This window comes from Microbacterium nymphoidis (assembly GCF_021044885.1).
Classification (GTDB): domain Bacteria; phylum Actinomycetota; class Actinomycetes; order Actinomycetales; family Microbacteriaceae; genus Microbacterium; species Microbacterium nymphoidis.
On sequence record NZ_JAJNOD010000007.1, the window covers coordinates 46,245 to 70,604 of the forward strand.

Consider the following 24,360-nt stretch of genomic DNA (forward strand, 5'->3'; position numbering starts at 1 on the left):
GTCGTCACGACCTGTTCTGCCGGGGATCGAGCGCGTCGCGCAGCCCGTCGCCGATGAAGTTGAAGGCGAACATCAGGATGCAGATGGCACCTGCCGGGATGAACAGCTGGAACGGCGAGGAGCGCAGCGTCGCGAGCGCATCGTTGGACATGGTGCCGAGGCTCGCCATGGGCGGTGCCACACCCAGGCCGATGAAGCTCATGAACGCCTCGATGAAGATGGCGGAAGGGATGAGCATGGTGGCGGTCACCACGATCGAGCCCGTCACGTGCGGGATGATGTGCCGGCCGAGGATGCGCGCGTCGCTGGTGCCCATGGTCTTCGCGGCGGCGACGAACTCGCGCTGGCGGATCGTGAGCACCTGCCCCCGGACCACGCGCGCCATGTCGACCCAGTACACCGTCGACAGGGCGATCACGATGCTGAGGAATCCGCTGGAGCCGGCCATCAGCACCTGGATCAGCACCACGTACAGGATGAGCGGGATGGTGCTGACGATGTCGACGAAGCGCATCATCACCGCATCCACGTTCCCGCCGATGTAGCCGGAGATGCCGCCGTAGATCACGCCGATCACGAGGTTCACGGCCATGGCGATCAGGGCGATGAGCAAAGAGATACGCAGGCCGAACATCAGGCGGGTGAGCATGTCGCGCCCCAGCCCGTCGGTTCCCAGCACGTGGTCGGTGTTCCACATCGTCGTGGAGTGCGTGATGGTCTTGCCGTCCTGCATCAGGGTGGGCGGCTTCACGCGGTAGTTGATCGTGAGCTCCTCACCGCCGCCGATGTCGAAGGTCATCCGCTTGGCGACCGGATCGTCCACGCCACCGCCGATGGTTCCCACCAGATGGCCGCCGGAATCCAGTTCCACGAGGGTCAGGCTCTGCGTCGCGACGAAGAACCGGCCGTCGACGTCGGTGGCCTGCATGACCGGTGGCAGATTGACGTGGTCCAGGTTCTGCTCGTCGTACGAGTATGGCGACAGCGCCGGCCCGATCAGCGCGAACAGAGCCATGATGACGACGACCACCACCCCGGTCACGGCGGAGGGCCGGCGCAGGAAGCCGGTGACCGCACGGCGCGCGAAGGACTCGCTCGGGCGGCGCAGCTGCTCCGCGTCGCGGGGCGTGCGAGTGGCCGGGGCCCACGGGTCGGCCGGGGCAGCGGCGGTGATGTCCTGGGTCATGAGACGAACTCCATCTTGCGCTCGCTCATTTCAGCCGGATCCGCGGGTCGATCAGGCTGTAGAGGATGTCGACCAGGAACATCATTGCGATGAGGATCGCCGCGTAGAACACGGTGACGCCCATGATGGCCGTGTAATCACGGTTCGAGATTGAATTGACGTAGTGCTGCCCGAGGCCGGGAATGGCGAAGATCTTCTCGATGACGAACGAGCCGGTGATGAGGCCCGCGAGAATGGGCCCGAGAACCGCGAGCACGGGGATCATCGCGTTGCGCAGTGCGTGGCGCAGCACGATGGCGCTCGGGCGCAGCCCCTTCGCCTTCGCCGTGCGGATGTAGTCGCGGCCGAGTTCTTCGAGCAGGCTCGCCCGCACCAGACGGGTGATGAAGGCCAGCGCGAACCCGCTGCCGGCGATGATCGGCATGATGTACGCGGCGGGGCTGTCGAGGCCGAAGGCGGGCAACACGCCGAGTTTCAGTGAGAACACGTACATCAGCAGCGTGGCGATGACGAAGGATGGCAGGGCGACACCGATCGTCGCGAGCACCATGGTCACGAAGTCCTGCCAGCGGCCGTTGCGCACCGCGGCGACGATTCCCAGGGGCAGGGCGATGAGCAGCGCGAACGCGACGGTGAGCACACCGAGTTGCGCCGAGATGGGAAACCCGGAGCCGATCAGCTCGTTCACCTGCATGCCCTCGTACTTGAACGAGGGGCCGAGGTCCAGGCGCAGGAGCCCCAGCATGTACGTGCCGTACTGCACCATGATCGGGTCGTTGAGGTGGTACTTCGCCTGCAGCGCGGCTTCGACGGCGGGGGGCAGATTGCGATCCGACGTGAACGGTCCGCCCGGGATCGCGTGCATCATGAAGAAGGTGAGCGTCGCGATGATCCACAGAGCGACGAGCATGAAGGCGATCCGCTTCATCACATACTTCGCCACGGCCACCTCCCTGTCGTCTGGTACCTGAGATTATTCTGCAATCCCACCGTTTCGTACCAACTCAGTCCATAGAATCGCCGTAACGTTTCTGCATCGCCCGCCTAATCCGACAATTCGTCCAGATTTTGCCCACTTCGACGTTCTCCGGGAGGACAGAATGAAGCTCGATGAGACGCATCGCGCCATGATCGACCTGTTGCGTGTGGACGGGCGGATGTCGGTCAACGCCCTGGCGGCCGAGCTGGGCATCTCGCGATCGAACGCGTATCAGCGATTCGAGCGGCTGGTGGAGGCGGGCGTGATCACGCGGTTCACCGCGGAGGTGGACCCGCGCGCGGTCGGACTGGGGGTGTCGGCGCTGGTGTTCGTCACGATCGAACAGAGCCGCTGGGCGGAGTTTCGAGCATCGCTGGGTGAGATCCAGGAACTCGAGCATTTCGCGGTGATCACGGGCGAACACGATGCGATGCTGCTCGTGCGCGCCACCGACGTCACCGACATCCACCTGCTGGTATCCGTGCAGCTGGCGCAGTGGCCCTCGATCAAGTCGACAGAGACCGTGTTCCTCATGGACGAGGAGCGCGCGCTCGCGGCCCTGCCGGTGGGGAAGGGGCGTGCCCCCGCCGAGGTGCTGGACGGCCAGGCGGCCGGGAAGACCCGCTTCGTCCGCTCGCGGGCACGCTGAGCGGAGACGACGAATGCCGGCGCGGATCACTCCGCGCCGGCATCCGGGTGGCGAGCTCAGCCCGCCGTGAGAGGCATCTTCTCGTCGAGCGCCGCGATCTCCTTGTCGCCGTCCTTCGCCGCGAGTCGCGTGTAACTGACGGTCATGTTGTCCTTCGTCGGGTTCTGCACGTAGTACATGCACCACCCGGTCCCCGTCGCACCGCTCTCGACGTCGTCGAGGGGCGTCAGGCCCTGCGCGACCATGTCGTCCTTCACCGAGGAGGTGATGTCCGAGGTCGGGACGTTCATGTCCGAGGTGGCGAGCTGGAGCGAGGTGCAGCTCACGCCGCCGTAGTACTTCTCGCCGCGCGAGACCGTGTACTCCACACCGACGTAGGTGGCACCGCCGGGCGCGGTGGCCCAGTCTCCCGAACCCGTGAAGCCGAAGGCGATGGCCGTGGCGGTCGCGGTGTCCTCACGTGCCGGGTCGGTGACAGTCGGCGAGGTGACGGTGATCTTCTCGATCTCACCCGAGGATGCGGGTGCATCCGTTGTGGGCGAAGCGCTCGGCTCCTCGGTGATGGGCGTGCCCTCCGCGGTCGGCTCAGCGGCCGGGGTGCTGGGCGAGGTGTCGCCGGAGTCGGACGCGGGTGCGCTGCATCCGCTGAGAGCGATGGCACCCGCCGTGAGCAGTCCGGCGAGCAACAGTGATGTCCGCTTCATGATTCCCCCTGAATCCCTGTCCGCGAGTCCCGATGACTCGCGGACCAGCAGTCAGTATAGGCAGGTCAGGCGACCGAGCGTGGGTGCGGGCTTCGCCGCCGGCCCGATCAGCGCGGGTCCCCGACGATGCCGCGCAGCCGCGTGAGGGTGCCGGAATCCTTGCGGGCGAGCCCGAGGACCGTGGCGACCTCGAGCGCGATCAGTGCGTGGCCGGTGGCGTTGGGGTGGAACGGATCGGCGAGGAGCTGCCACGGGATGCCGTCGATCCGCCCCCGTCCGCGATCCTGGAACCGCGCGAAGACGTCGACCAGGATCACTCGGTGGGCTTTCGCGGTGGCGCGCATCGCCTCGGCGAACTCGGGTACGCGGGCCCGCTCGGGGGCATGGAGCTCGTCCACCGGAGGCGGCGTGAGCAGCACGGGGATCGCGCCCAGTCGTCGGACGCGCGCGATGAAGTCATCGAGTGACGCAGCGTACTCCTCCGCCGAGATCAGCGGCACCTTTCCGGAGGCCGAGCAGTCGTTGGTGCCGATCATCAGCGTCACGATGTGGGGACGCCACCGGGCGACGCGCTGATCGAAGTCGGCGAGCAGTTGCGCCGTGCGCCAGCCGCTGATCGCCGTGTTGATCATCGCGTCGCGGGAGCGGCCGAGATCCCCGCGCACCAGCTCATGGAGGTGGTCGACATAGTTGCGTGCGCCCTGGGTGTGCACCAGGCCATGGGTGATGGAGTCGCCGGTGTGCACCCACGTGATCGGGTCTGCGGCGGACAGCAGCGAACGCAGGCGGCGGGCCTCAGAGTTCCACATGGGTACCAGTCTCCCGGGATCGGCCGGTCAGGGGCTGCAGCGCGCGAACCCGGTGCCGGAGACGACCCTCCGGCACCGGGTTCACGCATGATGCCCCTGCGACTCAGGCGATCTCGCCCGCGGCGACCGCTTCGGCGTAGGCGGCGACGCGGGGGAGGTGGTGCGCGCCGTAGAAGTCGGCGGCGGTCAGGCGCCCGGCGTCGTCGGCCGCGGGCGACTCGTGGCGCAGCACCGCGATGACGGCCAGGGCGTGCATCCAGCCGCCGGCGAGAGTGCCCAGGAGCATCAGGTACGGGACGCTGACCGCCGCGGCGTCACGTGGTGAGGCGGCGAAGCCGAGGAGATCCGTCGTCGCCTGGCGGGCTGCCTCCACGGCACGTTCCAGCCGGCGTGCGGAGCGGGTGGCCACGGGGTGAGCCAGCGCGCCGAGATCGGCGATGGTGGTCTCGATTGACGCGAGGAGCGCCGCGGCGGTGGCTCCGCCGTCGCGGATGGTCTTGCGGCCGACGAGGTCGTTCGACTGGATGGCCGTGGTGCCCTCGTAGATCGGGGTGATGCGTGCGTCGCGGTAGTGCTGGGCGGCACCGGTCTCCTCTATGTAGCCCATGCCGCCGAACACCTGGATGGCGTCGCTGGTGAGACGCAGCGCCTCCTCGGTGGTCCAGCCCTTGAGGATCGGAACGAAGAACTCCGCCATCGCGCGGAGCGACGCGTCGTTCTCGCTGCGGTCGAGGAGGTCGGCCGAGTACACGCCGAGAGCGCGCATCGCGAAGATCTCGCTTGAGGTAGACAGCAGCAGACGACGCACGTCGGGATGCTCGGCGATGGTGGCTCCGGCCGGGCGATCCAGCACCGGACCCTGGACGCGCATCGCGGCGTAGGAGCGGGAGAGCTGCTGTGCACGATCGGCGATACCGGTCGCCTGGAAGCCCATGCCGGCGCGTGCGGAGTTCATCATGATGAACATGCCCGCGAGGCCCCCGCCCACCTCACCGACGAGGTAGCCGGTCGCGTCCTCGTAGGACAGCACGCAGGTGGGGGAGCCGTGGATGCCGAGCTTGTGCTCGATGGACACGGTGGTGATCGCATTGCGGGCGCCGAGGGAGCCGTCGGGGTTCGGAAGGAACTTCGGGGCGACGAACAGCGACAGGCCCTTGGCCCCGGCGGGCGCTCCGGGCGTGCGCGCGAGCACCAGGTGCACGATGTTCTCGGCCACGTCGTGATCGCCCCAGGTGATGAAGATCTTCTGACCGGAGATGCCCCAGCTGCCGTCATCGCGGGGGGTTGCCAGAGTGCGGATGGCGCCGAGATCCGTGCCGGCCTCGGGCTCGGTGAGGTTCATCGTGCCGGTCCACTCGCCCGAAACGAGCCGGGTGAGGTACATCTCGCGCAGTTCATCCGATGCGTGGGCGTCGAGGGCATGGATCTGTCCCGCGGTGAGCAGCCAGCACAGCGCGAACGCCGCGTTGGAGGCGTTCCAGATCTCGCCCAGGCCGGCGCGGATCGCGCCCGGAAGACCGTCGCCCCCCGCGGATTCGGGGGCCTCCGCGCTGATCCAGCCCGCCTCCACGAACTGCCGGTACGCGTCGGCGAAGCCCGCGGGAAGGTGCACCTTACCGTTCTCGAAACGAGCGCCCTCACGATCACCGACCGTTTCCAGCGGTGCGAGGACCGCGCTCGCGAACTCGCCGGCACCGGTGAGCACCTCGACGCCGTCGTCGGCGGAAAGCGCTCCATCGGTGGCACGGTACACGATGTCCTCGCCGAACAGCTCGTTCAGCAGGAATGCATAGTCCTCGATAGGTGCGCGGTACTCGGATGCGTCGGCCACGGCATGCTCCTCAGGGCGATGGATGAGACTGAGGTTCAGTGTACGTGACACGCGGTCTCAGAACAACGGTTCGACTCACACCCCGGGATCGGCGGGCCGCACGCCCTGCTGCTGTGACGTGGTCGGCGGCGGGGTGTGAGTCGTTGCGGCGACCAGATCAGGGGTCGTGTGCGTGGGCGCCGCTGCCGCCTCGGCCGCGCGGGCACGGTCTCGCCGTCGCCGCATGATGACCAACACCACGGCCCCGGCGAGGGCGATCAGCACCAGCCAGGGGAGTGCGACGCTCACGTTCAGCAGAGTGGCCAGCCAGAATCCGGCGAACCCGTTCCACCCGACCGCCAGGGCGTCGCCGACCGTCTGCGGCTGGGTCGGGTCATGGTGTCCGTCGCCGCCGATGACGAGGGTGATCGTGCTCATGGCGACCTTGTCGGCCATCGCCCGCAACTCGGATTCGATGGTCTCCAGCCTGGTCTGGCGCTCGCTCAGCGACTCCTCGAGCTCGGCCAGGTCGCTGGGCGTCTGCGCGGCGGCGAGCCAGCTCTCGTAGCGCTCGACAGATGTGCGCAGTGAGCTCGCCCGTGCTTCGAGGTCGCGCTGCGCGGTGCTGACGTCCTCGGACGTCACCTGGGTTCGGCTGACGGTTCCGATGCTCGTCAGCTGTTCGCGCACGTCCTCGATCTTGGCCACGGGGATGCGGGCCGTGAGGGTGGCGCGTGCCTCCGTGAGATCGGCCGACGCGTACTCGTCGCGATCCTCGATGCGCCCGCCCGCCGCGACGACGGCCTCCGTCGCCGAGCGCGCCGCGGCCATCGGGTCGGACGCGGTGAGCCAGATGGTGCCCGTGATGATCTCCGCAGCCTCGGCGGGTGCATCGGCAGCCGCCGGCTGCGCATCGGCGGGCTGGACGGCGGCGGGCTGGGCTGCGGAACCCGCCGATCCCGCGTTCGAGGCAGAGCATCCGGTGAGCAGGATCGCGGCCGTGAGGAGTGCTGCGGCGAGCGATCGGCGTCGTTGCGTGATCGTCATGCCGACACGTTAGGTCTCTGCCTCGCCTGACGGCTACGGCTCCCGGTCACGATCGCGTCTCCGTCCGATCACGGCTCGGCCACGCTCAGGTGACGGTCGGATAACGGCCGGTGAGAACTGAATCCGGAGGCGCCGCGGCGCGCAGGAAACGCTCCATGGCTGCGGGTGCGGCGGCCAGCGGCACCCCCACGCGCCGCGACAGGTTGACGGTGCGGCGGAGGTCGGCGCCGAGCCGGTCTCCACGGAGGGCCGGGCGGCCGGACAGCACCGTCTGCGGGACGACGGCCACGCCCACCCCGCGCTCCACGAACCGCAGCACAGCGTCCATCTCGGCACCCTCCACGGCGATGGTCGGCACCAATCCCGCGGAGGCGAAGGCGGCATCGGTGGCCACGCGCAGGTCGTAGCCGCGGTGGAACATCACGAGCGGCAGCGTGGCCAGGGTGGCCAGCGTCATCGGCGTTTTTCCGGTGGGCTCCCCGTCGGCAGCCGATGCCAGCACCAGTTCCTCCGTGAACAACGGTTCCGAGGCGACTGCCGGATCGTCTGGCACGCTCGGCCGTGTGACGGTGAGCGCCAGGTCCAGGGCGCCACCGGCGAGCTCCTCGACGAGCTCGCGCGAGCCCGCTTCGCGGATGACCACGTCCACCCCCGGATGTGCACGCCGGAACGAGGCGAGTGCATCCGCCACGATCGACACGCACAGCGTGGGCGGCGCCCCGAGCCGCACCCGGCCACGACGCAACTGCGCGAACTCGTCCATCTCCTGCCGCGCCGCCTCCGCATCGGCGAGCATGCGCCGGGCGATCGGCAGCAGCGCCTCGCCCTCGGTGGTGAGCACTGCCCCGGTGCGGCCGCGGATGAACAGCGTCACCCCGAGCTCGACCTCCAGAGCCGCGATCTGGCGGGACAGCGATGGCTGCGAGAGGAAGAGCTCGTCCGCCGCATGGGTGAAGTTGCCGCTGCGGGCGACCGCTTCGAAGGATCGGAGATGGGCGAGTTGCATGTCCTGAGCGTATGGGATCGAGACCAACTATGCATTGGAGTAATCCGTCGCGCGCTCCTAGCGTCGAAGACATGAGCACAACCCTCCGCACCGAGCGGCAACTGACCACCTCCGTCCTCGTCATCGGAACCGGTGGCGCGGGCCTTCGCGCCGCCATCGAGCTGGCCGAGCGGGGCATCGACGTGCTCGCGGTGGGAAAGCGCCGCAAGCACGATGCCCACACCACACTCGCGGCGGGCGGCATCAATGCGGCACTGGCGACGATGGATCCCGAGGACAGCTGGCAGCAGCACGCCGCCGACACCCTGCGGGAGTCGTACTTCCTCGCCGATCCCGGCATCGTGGAGGTCGTCACGCGCAACGCGGCGCGCGGCATCGAAGACCTGGAGCGCTGGGGCATGCCGTTCGCCCGGGAGGAGGACGGCCGCATCAGCCAGCGCTTCTTCGGCGCCCACACGTACCGGCGGACCGCGTATGCGGGGGATTACACCGGTCTGGAGATCCAGCGGACCCTGCTGCGCCGAGCTGCCGAACTCGACGTCCCGATCAACGACAGCGTGTACGTGACCCGGCTCCTCGTCGCCGACGGGCAGGTCTTCGGTGCCTACGGCTTCGACGTGGTCGACGGAACCCCCGTGATCATCCACGCCGACGCCGTCATCATCGCCGCCGGCGGTCACAACCGGATCTGGCGCTATACCTCCTCGCGGCGCGACGAGAACACCGGGGACTCGTTCCGGCTGGCCGCCCTCGCGGGCGCTCGAATCCGCGATGCGGAGCTGGTGCAGTTCCACCCGTCCGGGATCCTCGAGCCGGTGGAGATGGCCGGCACCCTGGTGTCGGAGGCGGCGCGGGGTGAGGGTGGGATCCTCACCAACGCTCAGGGCGAGCGGTTCATGGCGCGCTACGACCCGGAGCGCATGGAGCTCTCGACCCGTGACCGGGTGGCGCTGGCCAACTACACGGAGATCGCGGAGGGCCGCGGAACGGCGAACGGCGGCGTCTGGCTGGACGTCTCCCACCTGCCGCGCGAGACGATCATGGCGAAGCTGCCCCGGTTGTACCGCACCATGATCGATCTGCAGATGCTGGACATCACGCAGCAGCCGATGGAGGTGGCGCCCACCGCGCACTACTCGATGGGCGGCGTATGGGTGGACGCGGCGGATCACGGCACCGGTGTGGAGGGGCTCTATGCCATCGGTGAGGCATCCAGCGGATTGCACGGTGCGAACCGGCTGGGCGGGAACTCCCTCATCGAGCTCATGGTCTACGGACGCATCACGGGGGAAGCGGCGGCAGAGTACGCCCGCTCGCGCACCCGGATCCACCGTTCACCGGCGGCCGTGGCGGAGGCGCGCGCGGAGATGGCGCGACTCCTCGACCCTGCAGGCGGGGAGAGCGCACGGGTGCTGCAGCGCGCGATCCGCGACATCATGACCGAGCACGCCGGCGTGGTGCGCACCGAAGAGGGCCTTCGCGAGGGGCTGCGTCGCCTGGCGGAGGTAGAAGAGCGCGCCACCCACGTCTCCGCCCACCCCGACATCGCGGGATACGACGACCTCGCGCACGCCTACGATCTGCTCGGTTCCCTCCTGGCTGCACGCGCCACCCTCGAGTGCGCTCTCGAACGGCGTGAGACGCGCGGGTGCCACAACCGCGCCGACTTCCCCGAGACGGATCCCGCGCTGCGCGGGAACATGGTCTGGACCCCCGGCGGCGGCGTGGTGTTCGAGGAACTGCCGGAGGCGCCGGACTCCTTCCGTGACCTTGCGCAGGTGCAGACCTCATCCGACGTCGCGGGCAAGCTCGTCGAGTGATGTCGCGGAGGGCTCATCCAGACGAAGGGTGAGCCCTCCGCTTTCTATCCACAGGGCGAGAACGCCGTCGCCGTCCGGGAGCTAGAGTTTCGGCACGATCGAGTTCGGGACGACTCGTTCGTGCATCTGGGGAACTCGTCGCGATTCGCAATCGATGATGGGTGCGTGTGGGGGACGGGGGCCTGATGGCGCTATTCAATCGACGTCGGCGCGACGACGACGAGCAGCCGGGCAGCGGTACGGTCGCGGAACGGGCATCCGACGAGGACTCGCTCAGTGCGATCGAGGCCCTCTTCGCACCGCCCGCACCGCCTGCGGCGCTTGCGCTGGAACTGCCCACACTCATCGAACCCGCACCGCCAGCGGCGGCACCCGTCGCTCCCGCATCCGGCATCGGTCCGGCGCCGGCCACCGATGCACCGCTCGGCACCGTTGTGCCCGGCCAGATGATCGATCCCGTCCCGGCCGATTCCGATCCGGCGCCGCCGGACAACCGTGGGCGAGGGTGGTCGCCCGGCCGTATCGGCACCGAAGAAGAGAGAGCAAGAATGGCACATCTGGAGCAGTCAGTACAGGACCTCCTGGCGATCGACGGGGCTATCGGCGCGGCGATCGTCGATTCCGGATCGGGGATGACGCTCGCGGAGGGCGGACAGCCGGGCTTCGATCTGGCCATCGCCGCAGCCGGAACGTCCAACATGGTCCGCACCAACGTGCAGACGATGCGCGATATCGGCCTGACAGCCGCGACCGAGGACATCCTCATCACGCTGGATCAGCAGTACCACCTCATCAACGTGCTCCACAGCGCGGGCAACGAGGGGCTGTTCGTCTACCTCGTGCTCGACCGCGCCCGCGCCAACCTGGCTCTGGCTCGGCACAAGCTGGCGCAGGCGGCGGGCCAGATCCAGATCTGATCATCGCACTTGACATGGGGCTACTTTCTTCAAGAAAGTATCCCCATGCCTTTGCGTTCCGACTGGTCCGAGGCCGGGTGCGTCATCGCACGCGCGGCCGACGTGCTCGCCGACCCCTGGGTGCTGGTCATCCTCCGTGAGCTCTTCAGCGGGCGCAGCCGATTCGACGAGCTCCGTGATGCGACGGGTGCGGCAGACAGCGTGCTGGCCCGCCGGCTGCGGACCATGACCGATGCGGGCCTCATCCGGCATGCAGAGAGCGGCGGATACGCGCTGACGAACGCAGGTGAGCGGACCCTGCCGATCCTGCACGCGTATGCGGGCTTCACGCGCGCGGTCGAGCCGCCGAGCGACGGCGGACTGCGGATCAGCTGTACGCGATGTGGCACAGAGGCGGTGTCGGCGGACTGGTGCCCCACCTGTGCCGCCCCCCTCGATGCCGAATCCACCACGTGGATGCGTCCGAGCATGGGTGAGCCGTTCCCCGTCGTCGGGGGAGGCCCGCGGTGAGCCGCCGTGGCACCGGCCGCATCCATCCGGCGTGGTTCGTCGCAGGCGCCGCCCTGGTGGCGCTGATCGGTGCGGCGGGCTTCCGCGCCGCACCCGGCGTGCTGATGGTGCCGCTGCACGAGGAGTTCGGCTGGTCCATGACGCAGATCAGCCTGGCGGTGACGGTGAACCTCGTGCTCTACGGCGTCACCGCGCCGTTCGCCGCCGGCCTGATGCAGCGCTTCGGAATCCGCCGTGTCACCACGGCTGCGCTGCTGGTGATCGCGGCCGGTGCAGCACTCACCGTGTTCATCGACGCTCCCTGGCAGCTGCTGCTCACCTGGGGGCTGCTCATCGGGCTCGGTACCGGATCCATGGCCCTCGTGTTCGCGGCGACCGTCACCGACACCTGGTTCGTGAAGCGTCGCGGTCTGGTCTCCGGCGTTCTCACCGCCGGGAGCGCCACCGGTCAGCTGATCTTCCTTCCGGTGATCGCCACGACCGCCGAGGAACTGGGCTGGCGGATTGCCTCGCTCATCATCGCGGGTGGTGCCCTCGTCGTGGTCCCGGTGGTGGTGCTGCTGCTGCGGGATCGCCCGTCGGATATCGGTGTGCTGGCCTACGGCGCGGCGGCAGCGGATGTGGAGACGGCGGTGGCGCCGGCTGCGGAGGTGACCATGGCGCCGCGGGAGAGCGCGGTCCGTCTGGCGCTGGGTGCATTGCGTGAGGCGAGCCGTTCCCGTGCGTTCTGGGCGCTCGCGGTCGGTTTCGCGATCTGCGGCGCCACCACCAACGGGCTGGTGGGCACCCACTTCATCCCGAGCGCCCATGATCATGGGATGCCGCAGACCACCGCGGCAGGACTGCTCGCGGTGGTGGGCATCTTCGACATCGCCGGGACCGTGCTGTCGGGGTGGCTCACCGACCGGGTCAATCCACGCATCCTCCTGGCGGCGTACTACGCGCTGCGCGGCGTCAGCCTGTTCCTGCTGCCGACGCTGCTCTCGGCCACCGTGCAGCCCAGCCTCGTGGTCTTCATCGTGATCTACGGACTGGACTGGGTGGCCACGGTGCCGCCGACGATCGCCCTCTGCCGTGAGCTGTTCGGGGCACGCGGGCCGCTGGTGTTCGGGTGGGTCTTCGCGGCGCACCAGGTGGGGGCCGCGTTCGCTGCGACCCTCGCCGGCATCGTCCGCGACCAGACGGGCCAGTACACGGTCGCCTGGATCACCGCCGCCGTGCTGTGCCTCGTCGCGGCACTGGTGAGCGGCACCATCGCACGCCGACGCGAGGCGGTGTCCGAGCCCGCCTCCTGACGTGGCGGCGGCGATCGGGCAGGATCGGGGTATGACCGACGAACTCCACCTCGACACCATGGCGGTGCATGCCGGACGCGACGATCTCGCGGCCCTCGGCGTGCACGCCCTGCCCATCGATCTGTCCAGCACCAACCCGCTGCCGGACATCGAGCACGGCGGCGACTCCTATGAGTCCATGGCCACCGGAGGTCACCCCGACCCCGCGGGCGGGATGGTGTATCAGCGGTTGTGGAACCCGACCGTCGCCCGCTTCGAGGAGGCGCTGGCGAAGCTGGAGCATGCCGAGGCCGCGGTGGCCTTCGGATCGGGGATGGCGGCGATGACGGCGGCCATCCTCGCCCTCACGGCCGCCGGCGGGCGGCATGTGGTCGCCGTGCGTCCGATCTACGGCGGCACCGATCACCTCCTCGGAACCTCCCTTCTGGCCACCGAGGTCACGTTCTGCACCGCGGCGGAGGTGGCTGCGTCGGTGCGTGAGGACACCGCTCTCGTTGTGATCGAATCGCCGGCGAACCCCACCCTGGAGCTGGTGGACATCGCCGCGGTGGTCGAGGCGGCCGGCGGCGTGCCGGTCCTCGTCGACAACACCTTCGCCACCCCTGTGCTGCAGAACCCGCTGGATCTGGGAGCGGCCCTCTCGCTGCACAGCGCCACGAAGTACCTCGGCGGCCACGGCGACGTAGTCGGGGGCATCATCGCGACCGACGAGGCGACTGCCGTGAAGCTGCGCCAGGTCCGAGCGGTGACCGGAGCCCTGCTCCATCCGCTCGCCGCCTACCTGCTGCACCGCGGCCTTCCCACGCTGCCCCTGCGCGTGCGGGCACAGCAGGCTTCGGCCGAGATCATCGCGCGGCGGCTCGGGGACCACCCGGCCGTTGCCCGTGTGCACTATCCCGGGCTCGACGGCGACCCGCAGGGCATCCTCGCCCGTCAGCAGCGCGGCCCCGGAGCCATGATCGCGGTGGAGCTCGTCGGCGGCTACGCTGCCGCCGCCCGCGCCACCGAGCACGTGAAGCTGTTCACGCACGCCGTGTCACTGGGCGGGGTCGACTCGCTGATCCAGCACCCCGCCGCCCTCACCCACCGTCCGGTCCCGCCCGAGGCGCGTCCGGCCGCCAACGTGCTGCGCCTGTCGATCGGCCTCGAAGACGTCCGCGACCTCATCGCCGACCTCGAGGGCGCGCTGGACGCGGTCGCGGGCGACTGACATGCGCGTGGCGGTGGCCGGCGGCACCGGCGTGGTGGGGCGGCTCATCGTGTCCGAGGCGCGCGATCGTGGCCACGACGTGATCTCGCTCTCGCGTGCCGACGGCGTGGATCTCACCACAGGAACGGGGCTCGATCTGAGCGGCGTCGGTGCCGTGGTCGACGTTTCCTCGGTGTCTGCCACGGCTGCTGATGCGGCAATCCGCTTCTTCCGGACCGTTTCGCGGACGCTGGTGGACGCCGGTGCCGCCGCGGGCGTGAAACACCACCTCGCGCTGTCGGTCGTGGGCGTCCCCGAGGCGCCATTCGGCTACTACGCGGGCAAGGCGGCACAGGAGCGCGTTGTGCGGGGCGGCCCGGTACCGTGGACGATTCTGCGGGCGACGCAGTTCCACGAGTTCGCGGGGCAGGTGCTGGACGCCGCCCGGATCGGTGGCGTGTCCCTGGTTCCGAAGATGCGCTCGCAGCCGCTCGCCGCGTCCGTCGTCGCCCGCCGGGTCGTGGAGCTGCTGGAGACGGGGCCGCAGGGCGTCGCCCGGGAGATCGCCGGTCCCCGCGAGGAGCGGATGGCCGACCTGTCGCGACGGTGGGCGGCGCATCACGGCGAGCGCCGGCGGATCGTCGAGGTGCCGCTGCCCGGTGCGTGGGGTGCGGCGTTCCGCGACGGTCGCATCCTGCCCGGCCCCGATGCCGATCTGCTGGGACCGTCGTTCGATGACTGGCTCAGCGCGAGCTCTCGGCAATAGGGTCGGGACATGGTGCATGTTCTCGATGAAGCGATCGCCGTCACCCGCACGAACGACGAAACCGTGGCGGCACGAACGCATCCGCAGTGGGAGAACATGGTCGGCCCGTTCGGCGGGATCACCGCGGCCACGGTGGCTTCGGCCGTGCTCTCGCATCCGGACCTGCTCGGGGAGATCGTCGCGGTCACGGTGAATTTCGCAGCGCCCATCGCGGCGGGGGAGTGGAGCATCGTCGCCGAACCGGTGCGCACCAATCGCACCAGCCAGCACTGGGCGATCACCGCTCGTCAGGGTGCGGACGTGGTCCTCACCGCCACGGCCGTCACGGGCGTGGACCGGGACACGTGGGGCGATACCGAGGCCGTGATGCCGGAGGTGGGTGCGCCCGACACCTATGCCGAAACCCGCATCCCGTTCCCGCTGAAGTGGCTGGAGAACTATCGGATGCGCTTCATCGCGGGCGAGATCCCGATGCCGCCGGCTCCGCTGGCCGACGACGCGGACACGATGTTCTGGCTCCGCCACGCTGAGGAGCGAGCCTGGGATGCGCCCGCACTCATCGCCGCGAGCGACGCGTTCTACCCCCGTGTGTTCCGCCGCCGCGGGCCCGCCGTACGCGCCAGCACCATCACGCTGACCACCTACCTGCATGCGCCCGCCGGTGAACTCGCCGCCGCGGGCGCCCACCTCCTGCTGCGGGCCGGAGCATCGCGGTACGGGCGCGGGCTGTTCGAGCAGCGCGGCGAGATCTGGAGCGAGGCCGGTGCACTGCTGGCCACGACGTATCAGCTGGTGTACTTCTCCGAGCCCCGGACCGGCTCATGACGGATCTGCCGCTGCGACCCGGCGACGACGCTTTCCCTCGTCACGTCTTCGATGCGCTCGGAACGCCTCCGGTGCCTTTCGAGGAGCGCATCGGCGGCGCGATCCAGGTGGTGGAGAAGAGACCGAAGAACGGCCCGATCACCCTGATGACCTCGGGGGCGTCGCGCCTGCAGACCGACTCGGGCGAACGTGTGGAGCTGGCGATCGAGGTGCTGCCGGACCAGGTGGGTGCCGCGTTCGTCGCCTTCACGATCGTCTGTGACGACATCGCGCAGAACCGTCGCGTGCCGCCGCTGGAAGTGCCCTGGCGCAACGATGTTCCGTTCCTCAACGGAACGCGCATCTCGGCCATCCTGGCGACGGGTTCCCGGTGGGGAAGCCGATTCGACGACGTCCGTGTCCGGCGACGCACCGTCGGTCATGTGCGCACGCTGCGACTGCTCACGGACGACGAGGCCCGGTTCGCCGCGCATGCCGGGTGGGACGGGCTGGCCACGCGCGCGGGCTCCATCGACGAGCTGCTGGATGTGACGCGCACCGGCGTGGTCTCCCCCGAGGACGCGCCGGGGTACCGCTCGGACGCGCCGGTGATCGTGTCGCGGCTGCACGAGCAGCATCCGCCCCGCTGGCTGACGGCCGCGCCGCGGGAGTTCCGCTCGGTGACCGGTCTCGAGTCGCCGGAGTACATGGCCGACGCCGCCAACTTCGAGATCTGGTCGCTGTCGACCTACGTCTCCCGCTTCCCGTGGGTCGAGCACTTCCTGCGAATCGCGGAGACCGGCCAGACGGCGAGATTCACCGATGAGTCCGGTGACTTCGCCTACGACGACTGAGTGTCAGCGGGCGAGCGCGACGGGCTCGATGCCGAGTGCGAGGGCGATCCCCGAGAGATACGCCTCCTGATCGAAGTCCTCCAGCAGCGAGGAGAAGAGCAGGAAGCCGGGGCCGAGCCCCGCGATCACTAGTCCCACCCGCCGGGACCAGTCGTCCACGCCCGCGGGAACGACCTCCGGATGCGCTTCGCCCCAGGCGCTGACCACGGCGATGAGTGTGGCCCGCAGCTCGGAGAAGACGCGTGTGAGTCCAGCGCGGAGATGCTCATCCGCTGCCGCCTCGGCCCAGAGCTGCACCACGACGCCGCTGAACGGCTCGTTTCGCACGCCCTCGAGCACGGCGCGCATCACGGCGGAGGGGTGGGGGACGTCCGACCCCGACAACGCCTGCACTTCGGCGATGCGCGCTCCCAGCACTCGCTCCGCGACCGAGTGCACCAGCGCCTGCTTGCCGTCGAAGTAGCCGTAGATCGCGCCGGCGGACAGCCCCGACTCCGCGATGATGTCCGCCATCGAGGTGCGGGAGTAGCCGTTTCGCAGGAACACCCGCATAGCGGCGTCGATGATCGCGCTGCGCCGCGCGGCGCGGTGCTCGTCGCTGACCTTCGGCATCGCCACCTCCCTGTGTTGACAACCTTATCGCTCGGGAGCATCATACAGAACGAACATTCGTTTTTATTTTGAGGGGCACCCATGAACGCCACAGCGCACGACCCGCGCTTTCACACCCCGCTGCTGCGCGCCACCGGCATCGGCGTCGCGCTGTCCATCGTGATCGGGGTGATCCTGCTCGCCTTCGCCTGGCCTTCGGTGACTGCGTCGCCGAAGGACGTCCCGGTGGGGATCGTCGGCTCAGGCGAGCAGCTCGCGGCCGTCGAGGAACAGGTGAATGAGAAGGCCGACGGCGCCATTGCCCTCGTCGATTACGACGACCGGGACGCCGCGGTGGCTGCGATCGAGCGACGCGACGCCTACGGTGCCGTCATCCTCGGCGCGGATGCGACCACGGCACCCGAGGTGCTGACCGCCTCCGCGGCTAACCCGGCGGTGGCGCAGCTGCTGCAGGGCGTCGCGACGCAGGTCCAGGCCGCGGTGGACGCGCAGATCCGAACGCAGGTGGAGGCCGGCATCGCCGCCGCCCAGCAGCAGGCGGCGACGCAGATGCAGCAGGCGCTCGCGGCGGTGCAGGCAGGTCAGCAGCCGCAGCTTCCCGCTGCCGACGCAGCTGCGCCGTTCACGATCCCGACCGTCACGGTGCAGGTGACCGACGTGGTTCCGCTCGCCGACACCGATGAGCGCGGCACGGGCCTGGCCGTCGCAGCCTTCCCGCTCGTGCTGGGCGGCCTGCTCGGCGGTGTGCTGCTGTCGATTCTGATCAAGGGCGCCGCCCGTCGTCTGTTCGCCGTCGTGGTGTACTCGGCCGCCGCGGGACTCGTGGTGGCGGGCGTGCTGCAGGCGTGGTTCGGCGTGCTGCAGGGCTCATACGCACTGAACGCCCTCGCACTGGGGCTCGCGGTCGGCGCGATCTCCGCCACGGTGACCGGCCTCTACGGACTGCTGGGGACTCCGGGCATCCCGGCGGGTGCGGTCGTCATGATGCTGTTTGCCAACCCGTTGTCCGCTGCGACCATGCCCGTCGAATTCCTGCTGCGACCCTGGGGCGCGATCGGGCAGGCGTTCCCTCCGGGAGCGGCCGGAACGCTGCTGCGCGATCTGTCCTACTTCCCCGCTGCCGACGTGTCGGGTCCATGGACGGTCCTGCTGCTGTGGTTCGTGGGCGGACTGCTCGCCACCGTCGTCGCCATCTTCCGCGAGCATCGCCGCGCCCGCGCCGCCGTCGCCCCCGCCGTCGCCGTGGCATGAGCCGTAGGATCGAGAGTCGCGAGGGGAGTGAGATGACACTGAGCGCGCAGTCCACCGTGCAGGAATGGCTGCAGGACCCGATCGGCGGCTACCTCGTCCGCGACCTGCTCCGCCACATCGGACGCGACGAGACGTTCCTCGCCCCGGTGCACGCGACTCCGATCCAGTACCTCGTGCCCCTCAGCCAGGGCCAGCTGCCGCAATCCGTCGTCGACGATCTCGTCCGAGCCTACGAAGAGCATCGACTCGCCGGCTAAAAGATCGAAAACGCAGCCCCCAGCGATGCGGGAGCTGCGCTTTTCATCTTCCACGACGAGAACATCCGCGTAGACGTGAGGAAGGGGCACCGGGATCCGGTGCCCCTTCTGAATCTGAAGGCTGATCCTCGTTTCCGCTGGAGCGGACGGCCCAAGAGTATGCGAGTCGTCTGTTCGCCCCGATTCGCGATCTCTCGCGTCGGTTCTTCGAGTTGTCAGCCGGGTTTTCTCTGCTGCGGGTTCGCCGTCAGACGTCGCCCGTCTTACTGTCATCCGGTGCCATAAGCACTCCCTTCGCCGGTGAAGTTGCTCCAATGTACGCCCGGGTCCGGAAAAAGGGAAGAGGCGCACGACGTGTCGTGCGCCTCTTCGGAAACACCCCTCAGGACTGGGCGTCGGACTTCTTTCCGCCGGCCTCCAGGACGTCGCCCGCGGGCAGCTCCTGGTGTCCGCCGAACTGCTGGCGCATGGCCGAGAGGATCTGGTTGGCGAAGTGGTCCTCGTCGCGCGAGGCGAACCGCTCGAACAGCGCCGAGGAGAGCACCGGGGCGGGAACGCCCACGTCGACGGCGGCCTTGACGGTCCATCGGCCCTCACCCGAGTCGGAGACCCGACCGGCCAGACCGTCCAGCTGCGGGTTCTGCTGCAGCGCCGCTGCGGTGAGATCCAGCAGCCACGAGGAGATCACCGATCCCCGGCGCCAGAGCTCGGCCACCTTCGGCACCGGGATGTCGAACTGGTAGAACTGGGGCTCCTCGAGCGGGGCCACCTCGGCGGAGTGCTCCGCCTCGTCCTTGCCCGCGTCGGCGTGCTGAAGGATGTTCAGTCCCTCGGCGAAGGCGGCCATGATGCCGTACTCGATGCCGTTGTGGACCATCTTCACGAAGTGACCGGAGCCGGTCTGCCCGCAGTGCAGGTAGCCCATCTCCTCGGGGGACAGGTCGCCGGAGCGGCCCGGCGTGCGCTCCACGTCGCCGGATCCGGGGGCGATCGTGCGCAGGATCGGGTCGATGTGCGCGACTGCGTCATCGGGACCGCCCACCATGAGGCAGTATCCGCGCTCCAGGCCGAAGACACCGCCCGAGGTGCCGATGTCGATGTAGTTGAGACCGCGCGGCGCATACTTCGCCGCACGACGCACGTCGTCCTTGTAGTTGGAGTTTCCGCCGTCGATGAGGATGTCTCCGGCCTCCATCAGCTCGGCGAACTGATCGACGACCTTGCCGGTGATGCCGGCGGGGATCATGAACCACGCGACGCGCGGGGTCTGCAGCGCGGCGACGAACTCCTCGGGCGTCTTCGCGCCGATCGCGCCCTCCGCCGCGAGTGCGTCGACCGACTCCGGGTTGACGTCGTAGACCACGCACTCGTGACCGTCACGCATGAGGCGGCGCACGATGTTCGCGCCCATCCGGCCGAGGCCGACCATTCCGATCTGCATTTCTCCTCTTTCCGCGAGCGATCCACCCCCGCGTCATCCATCTAACTCCCGTTCCGCGCTGTGCGCTGCGTTCTGAGCGCCTGACCTCCCAACCCTTGTTCAGATGTTCGGCGGATAGACTGGCGGGGCTTCCGTTTCGCCCTGATCGAGAAGGCCTATGTCCTCCGCAAGCACCCCGACGTTCACCGAACGTCATGTCGCTCTCGCGCGCGCCGCCGTCGCGGCGATCGCCGCTGTCATGATCACGTTCACGGGAGATCACTCCGCGGCCGTCGGCCTCTCCGTGTTCAGCGGCTTCGCCGTCGCCACGGGTCTGGTGTGGGCGCTGTCGGCCTGGCTCGTCTACCCCAGCGGTCAGCGCATCCCCGCGATCCTGCTGGCCGTCGTCAGCGTCATCGCCGGCATCGCGGCGGGCACCGTGTTCCGCGGGCCGGTGCTGCTCAGCGTGCTCATCATCTCGTGGGCGCTGATCTCGGGAATCATCGAACTGGTCTGGGGACTGCGCGATCGGCGCGTGCCGGAGCGACGAGGCAACGCACGCGACGAGATCACGCTCGGCGCGATCACCCTTGTGCTGGGCATCGCCGCACTGTTCATCAACGTCGGCTTCGAGCTGCCGTACTACATCAAGGACGCGGGCCAGGAGTTCACCCTCACCGGCGTCACCATCCTCGTGGGCGTCTTCGGAGGCTATGCGGCAATCGTCGCGGTGCACCAGGCGATCCTCGGATTCTCACCCGCGCGGCCCGCCCTCTCGGCCGAACCCGCGGCGACCGCCGTGACCGGGAAGGCAGACAATGACTGACGATCAGCCCACCACTCGCAAGGACCTCATGCGCCCCGCGCAGATGCTGGGCCTGGCCGCCGTGTGCGCGGTGTTCGCGGGTGTGGTGACCGCTGTGTCCATGGGGCTGCTGCAGAACCCCACCAAGCCCGGCTGGTCCGACGCCCGGCGTGCCGAGGTGCATCAGGAGATCGTCACCCACGCTGCGATCGGCGGCCTCATCGCCGCGGGCATCGCGTTCATCGTCGTGCTGCTGAGCATCTCGCTGCTGCTGCTGGCCGTGAAGCCCGCCGATGTGACCCGCACCATCGACCGCCCGGTGCTGTACGACTCCAAGCCGGGAGAGGCGCCCGCCGCCTCCGCCACGGACGGTCCCACCGCCGCCCCCGGACGAGACGACAAGCATCACGGCTGACTCGGCTGACACGAGCGCCCCGGCAGGCATCTGCCGGGGCGCTCGTTCGTTCAGGCCGCAGCCAGGGGGGATTCGCTCGCCCTCTGCCGGCTGCGACGCCACCACACGAAGAAGCCGACCAGCGTGAAGAAGCCGTAGAACAGGTACATCAGGCCGGACGCGTAGTAGCCGGCCGAGAACAGCAGGGGCACGCCGACCACGTCGACGGCCACCCAGATGAGCCAGAACTCCGTCCAGCCGCGCGCCATGCCGTAGGTGGCCAGCAGCGACCCGACGAACGTCCAGGCGTCCGCCCACACCGGATCGTAGGAACCCAGCGCGCCGAACAGCGGGGTGAGGGCCGCTGTGCCCGCCACCATCACGACGGCGAGTCCGATGCGTGTGGGCCAGCTCGCCCAGCGCGGCTCCACGGCCTCCCCGGTCTCGCCCTTCGTCTGACGCCAGCGCACCCAGCCGTAGATCGAGACGGCGATGAACATCACCTGGCGTCCAGCCTGACCCAGCAGATGCGGCAGCGTGGAGGCCGGATCCAGGATCGATCCGAGGAACACGGTGAGCAGCAGGGCGTTGCCGATGATGCCCACGGGCCAGGCCCAGACCTTGCGCCTCATGCCGCCCAAGGCGGAGGCGAGGCCGAAGATGTTGCCGATCACCTCGCGAACCACGAGGGTCTGGCCGTTGCCGAAGTCGATGTGTGCGTTGAATGCGTCGATGAGCCACCGCAGGATGTCCATTGTTCTCCCTTCCGTTGCGGCGGCTCCGGGGGAGATGGACGCGCGGGGCGCGGGTGCGCGACCGTCACGTCACATCCGTGCTTCTCCCATCCAGACTGTGACTGTCGGTCCTGGAATCCCACCAGGTCAACCGGCGCCTCAAGAGGCGCCGGGTCGCGGACTATGACCGCCGGCTCGGAATTTCACCGACCCCGGAGCACGTGTGTGTCGTTGCCATTGTGGCACCACTTGCAACCCGGGGCGGACAGTGCGTATTCCGCGGTGATCCGGGCGATCAGAACGCCGTGAGAGCGGCCGCCAGCATGCGGTGGCCCTGTGCCTCGAACGCCTCGTCTCCCACCTGGTGCGCCCACACCGCAGTTCCCACCGCCTGACGCAGTTTCTCGAGGTTCCAGGTGTCGTCGCGCGGGTCGTCACCGTATCCGTCGAAGAACGCCGCCTCCAGACCCGGGGCGATCAGCCACTGGCGCGCATCCATGCGCGCGAGGTCGGTCTGCGGCGGCCGCCAGGCGAAGCGGCCGAAGTCGATCGCCCGCACCCTCCCCTGGTCGATCAGCCAGTTGCGGGGATGCCAGTCGCCGTGGGTGGGGACGATGCGGACGGGGCGCGCCGGTGCCGCGCGCAGGACCCGTCGGGCCTCCGCGGCGATATCGGACGACACCCGGTGCGGCCGCTCCAGCCACGCGAGCGCCTTCGCGTTCTCGCGTTCCTCGAGCTCGTCGTCGAGGCGGGCGGCCTGGTCGTGCAGGAGGCGCAGGAGTTCGCCGGCCTGCCGGTACGTGTCCGCCGCGTACTCGGCGGGCGATCCCTCCACCAGGACCCCGTCCTGATACTCCAGGACGATCACCCCGGCATCGGAGTCGGCGTGCAGCATCCGGGAGGTCCGTCCTGCTTCGACGAGCGGACCCGTGGCCCCGGTGTGCGCGGCGATCTCGCGCAGCAGGTGGTGGTGCGCCTTCGGGCCCGCCGCCTTCACGATCCGCTCGCCCGCCGCGGTGCGCACGTGCAGCACGACGGTGTCGAGGTTCCACGACATGTCCGCAACGGGCGAGGCGTCGCCGATCCAGGTCTGGACGAGCGACGCCTGCGCGGGTGTCAGCGACGGTGGCATCAGATCCCGCGGGCGAGCTCCCCGGCGACTCCGGTGTAGGTCGCCGGTGTGAGCGCGAGCAGGCGCTGCTTGGCCTCGTCGCCGATCTCGAGTCCCTCGACGAACGCGCGCATCTCCGCGGCGCCCACCTTGTGACCGCGGGTCAGCTCCTTGAGCAGCGCGTAAGGGTCGCTGATCGTGGAACGCCCGGCGACGACCTCGGCGCGAACGACGGTCTGGATCGCCTCACCCAGGATCTCCCAGTTGCCGTCGAGGTCTGCGTCGAGCACGTGCTGCGACAGCGACACCTCCGTGAGGCCGCGGGTGAGGTTGTCGATCGCGAGCAGCGAGTGCCCGAAGGCGACGCCGATGTTGCGCTGCGTGGACGAGTCGGTGAGGTCACGCTGCATGCGGCTGGTCACGAGCGTGGTCGAGAGCGAGTTCAGCAGCGCACCGGCGATCTCGAGGTTCGCTTCGGCGTTCTCGAACCGGATCGGGTTGATCTTGTGCGGCATGGTGGAGGACCCGGTGGCTCCGGCGACGGGGATCTGTGCGAAGTAGGCCATCGAGATGTAGGTCCACATGTCGGTGGCGAGGTTGTGCAGCACGCCACCGGCGTGGCGGATCTTGTCGTACAGCTCCACCTGCCAGTCGTGGGACTCGATCTGCGTGGTGATGAGGTTGAAGCCGAGGCCCAGCGATTCGACGAACTCCCGCGCGACGGTGGGCCAGTCGGTCTCCGGAGAGGCGACCACGTGAGCCGACCACGTACCGGTGGCGCCGGAGAACTTGCCGAGGAACTCGTTCTGCTCGATCTGCTTCGCGATGCGCTCGAGGCGCCACGCGAACACGCCGAGCTCCTTGCCCATGGTGGAGGGCGTTGCGGGCTGGCCGTGCGTGTGCGAGAGCATCGCGGCATCGGCGTTCGCGTGTGCGAACGTCCGCAGCGCCTCGATCACCCGGCGCAGCGCCGGCAGCCACACCTGCAAGGTGGCCCGCTGCACGACCAGGGCGTAGGAGAGCGAGTTGACGTCTTCACTGGTGCAGCCGAAGTGCGTGAGCTCGGCGATTGCGTCGAGCCCGAGCCGCGACAGCCGGTCACGGACGAAGTACTCGACCGCCTTCACATCGTGGCGCGTGACCGCCTCCTTCTCGCCCAGCCAGTCGATCGAGGCCTGGTCGAAGTCGAGGTAGGCGGCGCGCAGTGCGCTCTTGTTCTGCTCGCTCAGCGGTGACGTGCCGAACATCGAGCGGTCGGTGAGAGCGATGATCCACTCCACCTCCACCTCGACGCGGGCGCGGTTCAGGCCTGCTTCGGAGAGGTATTCGGACAGCGGCGCGACGGCTGCACGGTAGCGTCCGTCGAGCGGGCTGAGGGGCTGGATCGGAAGAGCGGCCACGGCAGTTTCTCCTGATGAAGAGGCGGGACAC

General features: G+C 69.1%; 25 protein-coding genes and 1 riboswitch. Of the genes, 13 read left to right on the plus strand and 12 right to left on the minus strand.

Annotation, left to right across the window (positions count from 1 at the left end; all coding sequences use genetic code 11):
* Positions 1–4: 4 nt before the first annotated feature.
* Together LQ566_RS16065 and LQ566_RS16070 are read right to left on the minus strand one after the other, a co-directional pair.
* On the minus strand, positions 5–1,186 hold the full coding sequence (locus tag LQ566_RS16065; protein ID WP_231092789.1) for an ABC transporter permease: 1,182 nt from the start codon (positions 1,184–1,186) through the stop codon (positions 5–7).
* A gap of 25 nt (positions 1,187–1,211) precedes the next feature.
* Positions 1,212–2,129 carry an ABC transporter permease gene (locus LQ566_RS16070; RefSeq protein WP_231092790.1) on the minus strand — a complete coding sequence of 306 codons (918 nt, stop codon included), beginning with the start codon at positions 2,127–2,129 and terminating at the stop codon, positions 1,212–1,214.
* A 157-nt stretch (positions 2,130–2,286) separates the two neighbouring features.
* Here LQ566_RS16070 and LQ566_RS16075 point away from each other — a divergent pair, with 157 nt between their 5' ends.
* Complete coding sequence (locus LQ566_RS16075; protein ID WP_231092791.1) at positions 2,287–2,814, plus strand: Lrp/AsnC family transcriptional regulator; 528 nt, start codon at positions 2,287–2,289, stop codon at positions 2,812–2,814.
* Between the two features lie 56 nt (positions 2,815–2,870).
* On the opposite strand, the gene LQ566_RS16080 is transcribed toward LQ566_RS16075, so the two are convergent.
* The 5 genes from LQ566_RS16080 to LQ566_RS16100 form a co-directional block, all read right to left on the minus strand.
* Positions 2,871–3,518 carry a hypothetical protein gene (locus LQ566_RS16080; protein ID WP_231092792.1) on the minus strand — a complete coding sequence of 216 codons (648 nt, stop codon included), beginning with the start codon at positions 3,516–3,518 and terminating at the stop codon, positions 2,871–2,873.
* 107 nt (positions 3,519–3,625) lie between these two features.
* Entirely contained in the window at positions 3,626–4,327 is a 702-nt protein-coding gene (locus LQ566_RS16085) for an SGNH/GDSL hydrolase family protein (protein ID WP_231092793.1), read from the minus strand.
* A gap of 103 nt (positions 4,328–4,430) precedes the next feature.
* Positions 4,431–6,158, minus strand: a complete 1,728-nt coding sequence (locus LQ566_RS16090) for an acyl-CoA dehydrogenase family protein (protein WP_231092794.1) — start codon at positions 6,156–6,158, stop codon at positions 4,431–4,433.
* A 75-nt stretch (positions 6,159–6,233) separates the two neighbouring features.
* Positions 6,234–7,184: a DUF4349 domain-containing protein gene (locus LQ566_RS16095; protein ID WP_231092795.1), complete on the minus strand. Its 951-nt coding sequence runs from the start codon at positions 7,182–7,184 to the stop codon at positions 6,234–6,236.
* Positions 7,185–7,269: 85 nt separating this feature from the next.
* Entirely contained in the window at positions 7,270–8,190 is a 921-nt protein-coding gene (locus LQ566_RS16100; protein WP_231092796.1) for a LysR family transcriptional regulator, read from the minus strand.
* 71 nt (positions 8,191–8,261) lie between these two features.
* Here LQ566_RS16100 and LQ566_RS16105 point away from each other — a divergent pair, with 71 nt between their 5' ends.
* The 8 genes from LQ566_RS16105 (at position 8,262) to LQ566_RS16140 (ending at position 16,345) form a co-directional block, all read left to right on the plus strand.
* Entirely contained in the window at positions 8,262–10,010 is a 1,749-nt protein-coding gene (locus tag LQ566_RS16105; RefSeq protein ID WP_231092797.1) for an L-aspartate oxidase, read from the plus strand.
* Positions 10,011–10,195: 185 nt separating this feature from the next.
* Positions 10,196–10,927 (plus strand): roadblock/LC7 domain-containing protein, encoded by a 732-nt coding sequence (locus tag LQ566_RS16110; RefSeq protein ID WP_231092798.1) that lies wholly within the window; start codon positions 10,196–10,198, stop codon positions 10,925–10,927.
* A 45-nt stretch (positions 10,928–10,972) separates the two neighbouring features.
* Positions 10,973–11,437, plus strand: coding sequence for a winged helix-turn-helix transcriptional regulator (locus LQ566_RS16115; protein ID WP_231092799.1), 465 nt, complete (start codon positions 10,973–10,975; stop codon positions 11,435–11,437).
* Entirely contained in the window at positions 11,434–12,732 is a 1,299-nt protein-coding gene (locus tag LQ566_RS16120) for an MFS transporter (protein WP_231092800.1), read from the plus strand. Before LQ566_RS16115 ends, LQ566_RS16120 begins: the two co-directional genes overlap by 4 nt.
* Positions 12,733–12,763: 31 nt before the next feature.
* Positions 12,764–13,942: a trans-sulfuration enzyme family protein gene (locus LQ566_RS16125; RefSeq protein WP_231092801.1), complete on the plus strand. Its 1,179-nt coding sequence runs from the start codon at positions 12,764–12,766 to the stop codon at positions 13,940–13,942.
* Between the two features lies 1 nt (position 13,943).
* Positions 13,944–14,687 (plus strand): SDR family oxidoreductase, encoded by a 744-nt coding sequence (locus LQ566_RS16130; protein ID WP_231092802.1) that lies wholly within the window; start codon positions 13,944–13,946, stop codon positions 14,685–14,687.
* Between the two features lie 9 nt (positions 14,688–14,696).
* Positions 14,697–15,512, plus strand: a complete 816-nt coding sequence (locus LQ566_RS16135) for an acyl-CoA thioesterase (RefSeq protein ID WP_231092803.1) — start codon at positions 14,697–14,699, stop codon at positions 15,510–15,512.
* Positions 15,509–16,345, plus strand: a complete 837-nt coding sequence (locus LQ566_RS16140) for a suppressor of fused domain protein (RefSeq protein ID WP_231092804.1) — start codon at positions 15,509–15,511, stop codon at positions 16,343–16,345. Before LQ566_RS16135 ends, LQ566_RS16140 begins: the two co-directional genes overlap by 4 nt.
* A 3-nt stretch (positions 16,346–16,348) precedes the next feature.
* On the opposite strand, the gene LQ566_RS16145 is transcribed toward LQ566_RS16140, so the two are convergent.
* Positions 16,349–16,957 (minus strand): TetR/AcrR family transcriptional regulator, encoded by a 609-nt coding sequence (locus LQ566_RS16145; RefSeq protein WP_231092805.1) that lies wholly within the window; start codon positions 16,955–16,957, stop codon positions 16,349–16,351.
* Between the two features lie 81 nt (positions 16,958–17,038).
* On the opposite strand from LQ566_RS16145, the gene LQ566_RS16150 reads away from it, so the two are divergent.
* Both LQ566_RS16150 and LQ566_RS16155 read left to right on the plus strand, forming a co-directional pair.
* Positions 17,039–18,208, plus strand: coding sequence for a hypothetical protein (locus tag LQ566_RS16150; RefSeq protein ID WP_231092806.1), 1,170 nt, complete (start codon positions 17,039–17,041; stop codon positions 18,206–18,208).
* Positions 18,209–18,240: 32 nt separating this feature from the next.
* The gene (locus LQ566_RS16155; RefSeq protein WP_231092807.1) at positions 18,241–18,465 is read left to right on the plus strand and encodes a hypothetical protein; all 225 of its coding nucleotides are present in this window, start codon (positions 18,241–18,243) and stop codon (positions 18,463–18,465) included.
* A gap of 382 nt (positions 18,466–18,847) precedes the next feature.
* Here the strand turns inward: LQ566_RS16155 and gnd are convergent, their stop codons facing one another.
* Positions 18,848–19,906, minus strand: a complete 1,059-nt coding sequence (gene gnd / locus LQ566_RS16160; protein WP_231092808.1) for a phosphogluconate dehydrogenase (NAD(+)-dependent, decarboxylating) — start codon at positions 19,904–19,906, stop codon at positions 18,848–18,850.
* Between the two features lie 157 nt (positions 19,907–20,063).
* On the opposite strand from gnd, the gene LQ566_RS16165 reads away from it, so the two are divergent.
* On the plus strand, positions 20,064–20,711 hold the full coding sequence (locus tag LQ566_RS16165; protein WP_231092809.1) for an acyl-CoA synthetase: 648 nt from the start codon (positions 20,064–20,066) through the stop codon (positions 20,709–20,711).
* On the plus strand, positions 20,704–21,105 hold the full coding sequence (locus LQ566_RS16170) for an amino acid transporter (protein ID WP_231092810.1): 402 nt from the start codon (positions 20,704–20,706) through the stop codon (positions 21,103–21,105). The genes LQ566_RS16165 and LQ566_RS16170 overlap by 8 nt, the downstream gene beginning before the upstream one ends.
* 50 nt (positions 21,106–21,155) lie before the next feature.
* Here the strand turns inward: LQ566_RS16170 and pnuC are convergent, their stop codons facing one another.
* From pnuC to purB, 3 genes are all read right to left on the minus strand, one after another.
* Positions 21,156–21,839: a nicotinamide riboside transporter PnuC gene (gene pnuC / locus LQ566_RS16175; RefSeq protein WP_231092811.1), complete on the minus strand. Its 684-nt coding sequence runs from the start codon at positions 21,837–21,839 to the stop codon at positions 21,156–21,158.
* Between the two features lie 74 nt (positions 21,840–21,913).
* A riboswitch (FMN riboswitch) is annotated at positions 21,914–22,042 on the minus strand.
* Between the two features lie 71 nt (positions 22,043–22,113).
* Positions 22,114–22,950 (minus strand): aminoglycoside phosphotransferase family protein, encoded by an 837-nt coding sequence (locus LQ566_RS16180; protein WP_231092812.1) that lies wholly within the window; start codon positions 22,948–22,950, stop codon positions 22,114–22,116.
* A complete protein-coding gene (gene purB, locus LQ566_RS16185; RefSeq protein ID WP_231092813.1) occupies positions 22,950–24,329 on the minus strand; it encodes an adenylosuccinate lyase in 1,380 nt (459 codons plus the stop codon). Before purB ends, LQ566_RS16180 begins: the two co-directional genes overlap by 1 nt.
* Positions 24,330–24,360 lie beyond the last annotated feature (31 nt).

Excerpts from the sequence above, each read along its gene's own strand:
- LQ566_RS16140 (WP_231092804.1), top strand. The coding sequence starts at position 15,509 with ATGACGGATCTGCCGCTGCGACCCGGCGACGACGCTTTCCCTCGTCAC.
- LQ566_RS16100 (WP_231092796.1), bottom strand. The coding sequence starts at position 8,190 with ATGCAACTCGCCCATCTCCGATCCTTCGAAGCGGTCGCCCGCAGCGGC.
- LQ566_RS16075 (WP_231092791.1), top strand. The coding sequence starts at position 2,287 with ATGAAGCTCGATGAGACGCATCGCGCCATGATCGACCTGTTGCGTGTG.
- LQ566_RS16080 (WP_231092792.1), bottom strand. The coding sequence starts at position 3,518 with ATGAAGCGGACATCACTGTTGCTCGCCGGACTGCTCACGGCGGGTGCC.
- LQ566_RS16145 (WP_231092805.1), bottom strand. The coding sequence starts at position 16,957 with ATGCCGAAGGTCAGCGACGAGCACCGCGCCGCGCGGCGCAGCGCGATC.
- LQ566_RS16150 (WP_231092806.1), top strand. The coding sequence starts at position 17,039 with ATGAACGCCACAGCGCACGACCCGCGCTTTCACACCCCGCTGCTGCGC.
- LQ566_RS16105 (WP_231092797.1), top strand. The coding sequence starts at position 8,262 with ATGAGCACAACCCTCCGCACCGAGCGGCAACTGACCACCTCCGTCCTC.
- LQ566_RS16110 (WP_231092798.1), top strand. The coding sequence starts at position 10,196 with ATGGCGCTATTCAATCGACGTCGGCGCGACGACGACGAGCAGCCGGGC.
- LQ566_RS16130 (WP_231092802.1), top strand. The coding sequence starts at position 13,944 with ATGCGCGTGGCGGTGGCCGGCGGCACCGGCGTGGTGGGGCGGCTCATC.
- pnuC (WP_231092811.1), bottom strand. The coding sequence starts at position 21,839 with ATGGACATCCTGCGGTGGCTCATCGACGCATTCAACGCACACATCGAC.
- LQ566_RS16135 (WP_231092803.1), top strand. The coding sequence starts at position 14,697 with ATGGTGCATGTTCTCGATGAAGCGATCGCCGTCACCCGCACGAACGAC.
- LQ566_RS16180 (WP_231092812.1), bottom strand. The coding sequence starts at position 22,950 with ATGCCACCGTCGCTGACACCCGCGCAGGCGTCGCTCGTCCAGACCTGG.
- LQ566_RS16155 (WP_231092807.1), top strand. The coding sequence starts at position 18,241 with ATGACACTGAGCGCGCAGTCCACCGTGCAGGAATGGCTGCAGGACCCG.
- LQ566_RS16165 (WP_231092809.1), top strand. The coding sequence starts at position 20,064 with ATGTCCTCCGCAAGCACCCCGACGTTCACCGAACGTCATGTCGCTCTC.
- LQ566_RS16085 (WP_231092793.1), bottom strand. The coding sequence starts at position 4,327 with ATGTGGAACTCTGAGGCCCGCCGCCTGCGTTCGCTGCTGTCCGCCGCA.
- LQ566_RS16170 (WP_231092810.1), top strand. The coding sequence starts at position 20,704 with ATGACTGACGATCAGCCCACCACTCGCAAGGACCTCATGCGCCCCGCG.
- LQ566_RS16065 (WP_231092789.1), bottom strand. The coding sequence starts at position 1,186 with ATGACCCAGGACATCACCGCCGCTGCCCCGGCCGACCCGTGGGCCCCG.
- gnd (WP_231092808.1), bottom strand. The coding sequence starts at position 19,906 with ATGCAGATCGGAATGGTCGGCCTCGGCCGGATGGGCGCGAACATCGTG.
- LQ566_RS16115 (WP_231092799.1), top strand. The coding sequence starts at position 10,973 with ATGCCTTTGCGTTCCGACTGGTCCGAGGCCGGGTGCGTCATCGCACGC.
- LQ566_RS16125 (WP_231092801.1), top strand. The coding sequence starts at position 12,764 with ATGACCGACGAACTCCACCTCGACACCATGGCGGTGCATGCCGGACGC.
- LQ566_RS16095 (WP_231092795.1), bottom strand. The coding sequence starts at position 7,184 with ATGACGATCACGCAACGACGCCGATCGCTCGCCGCAGCACTCCTCACG.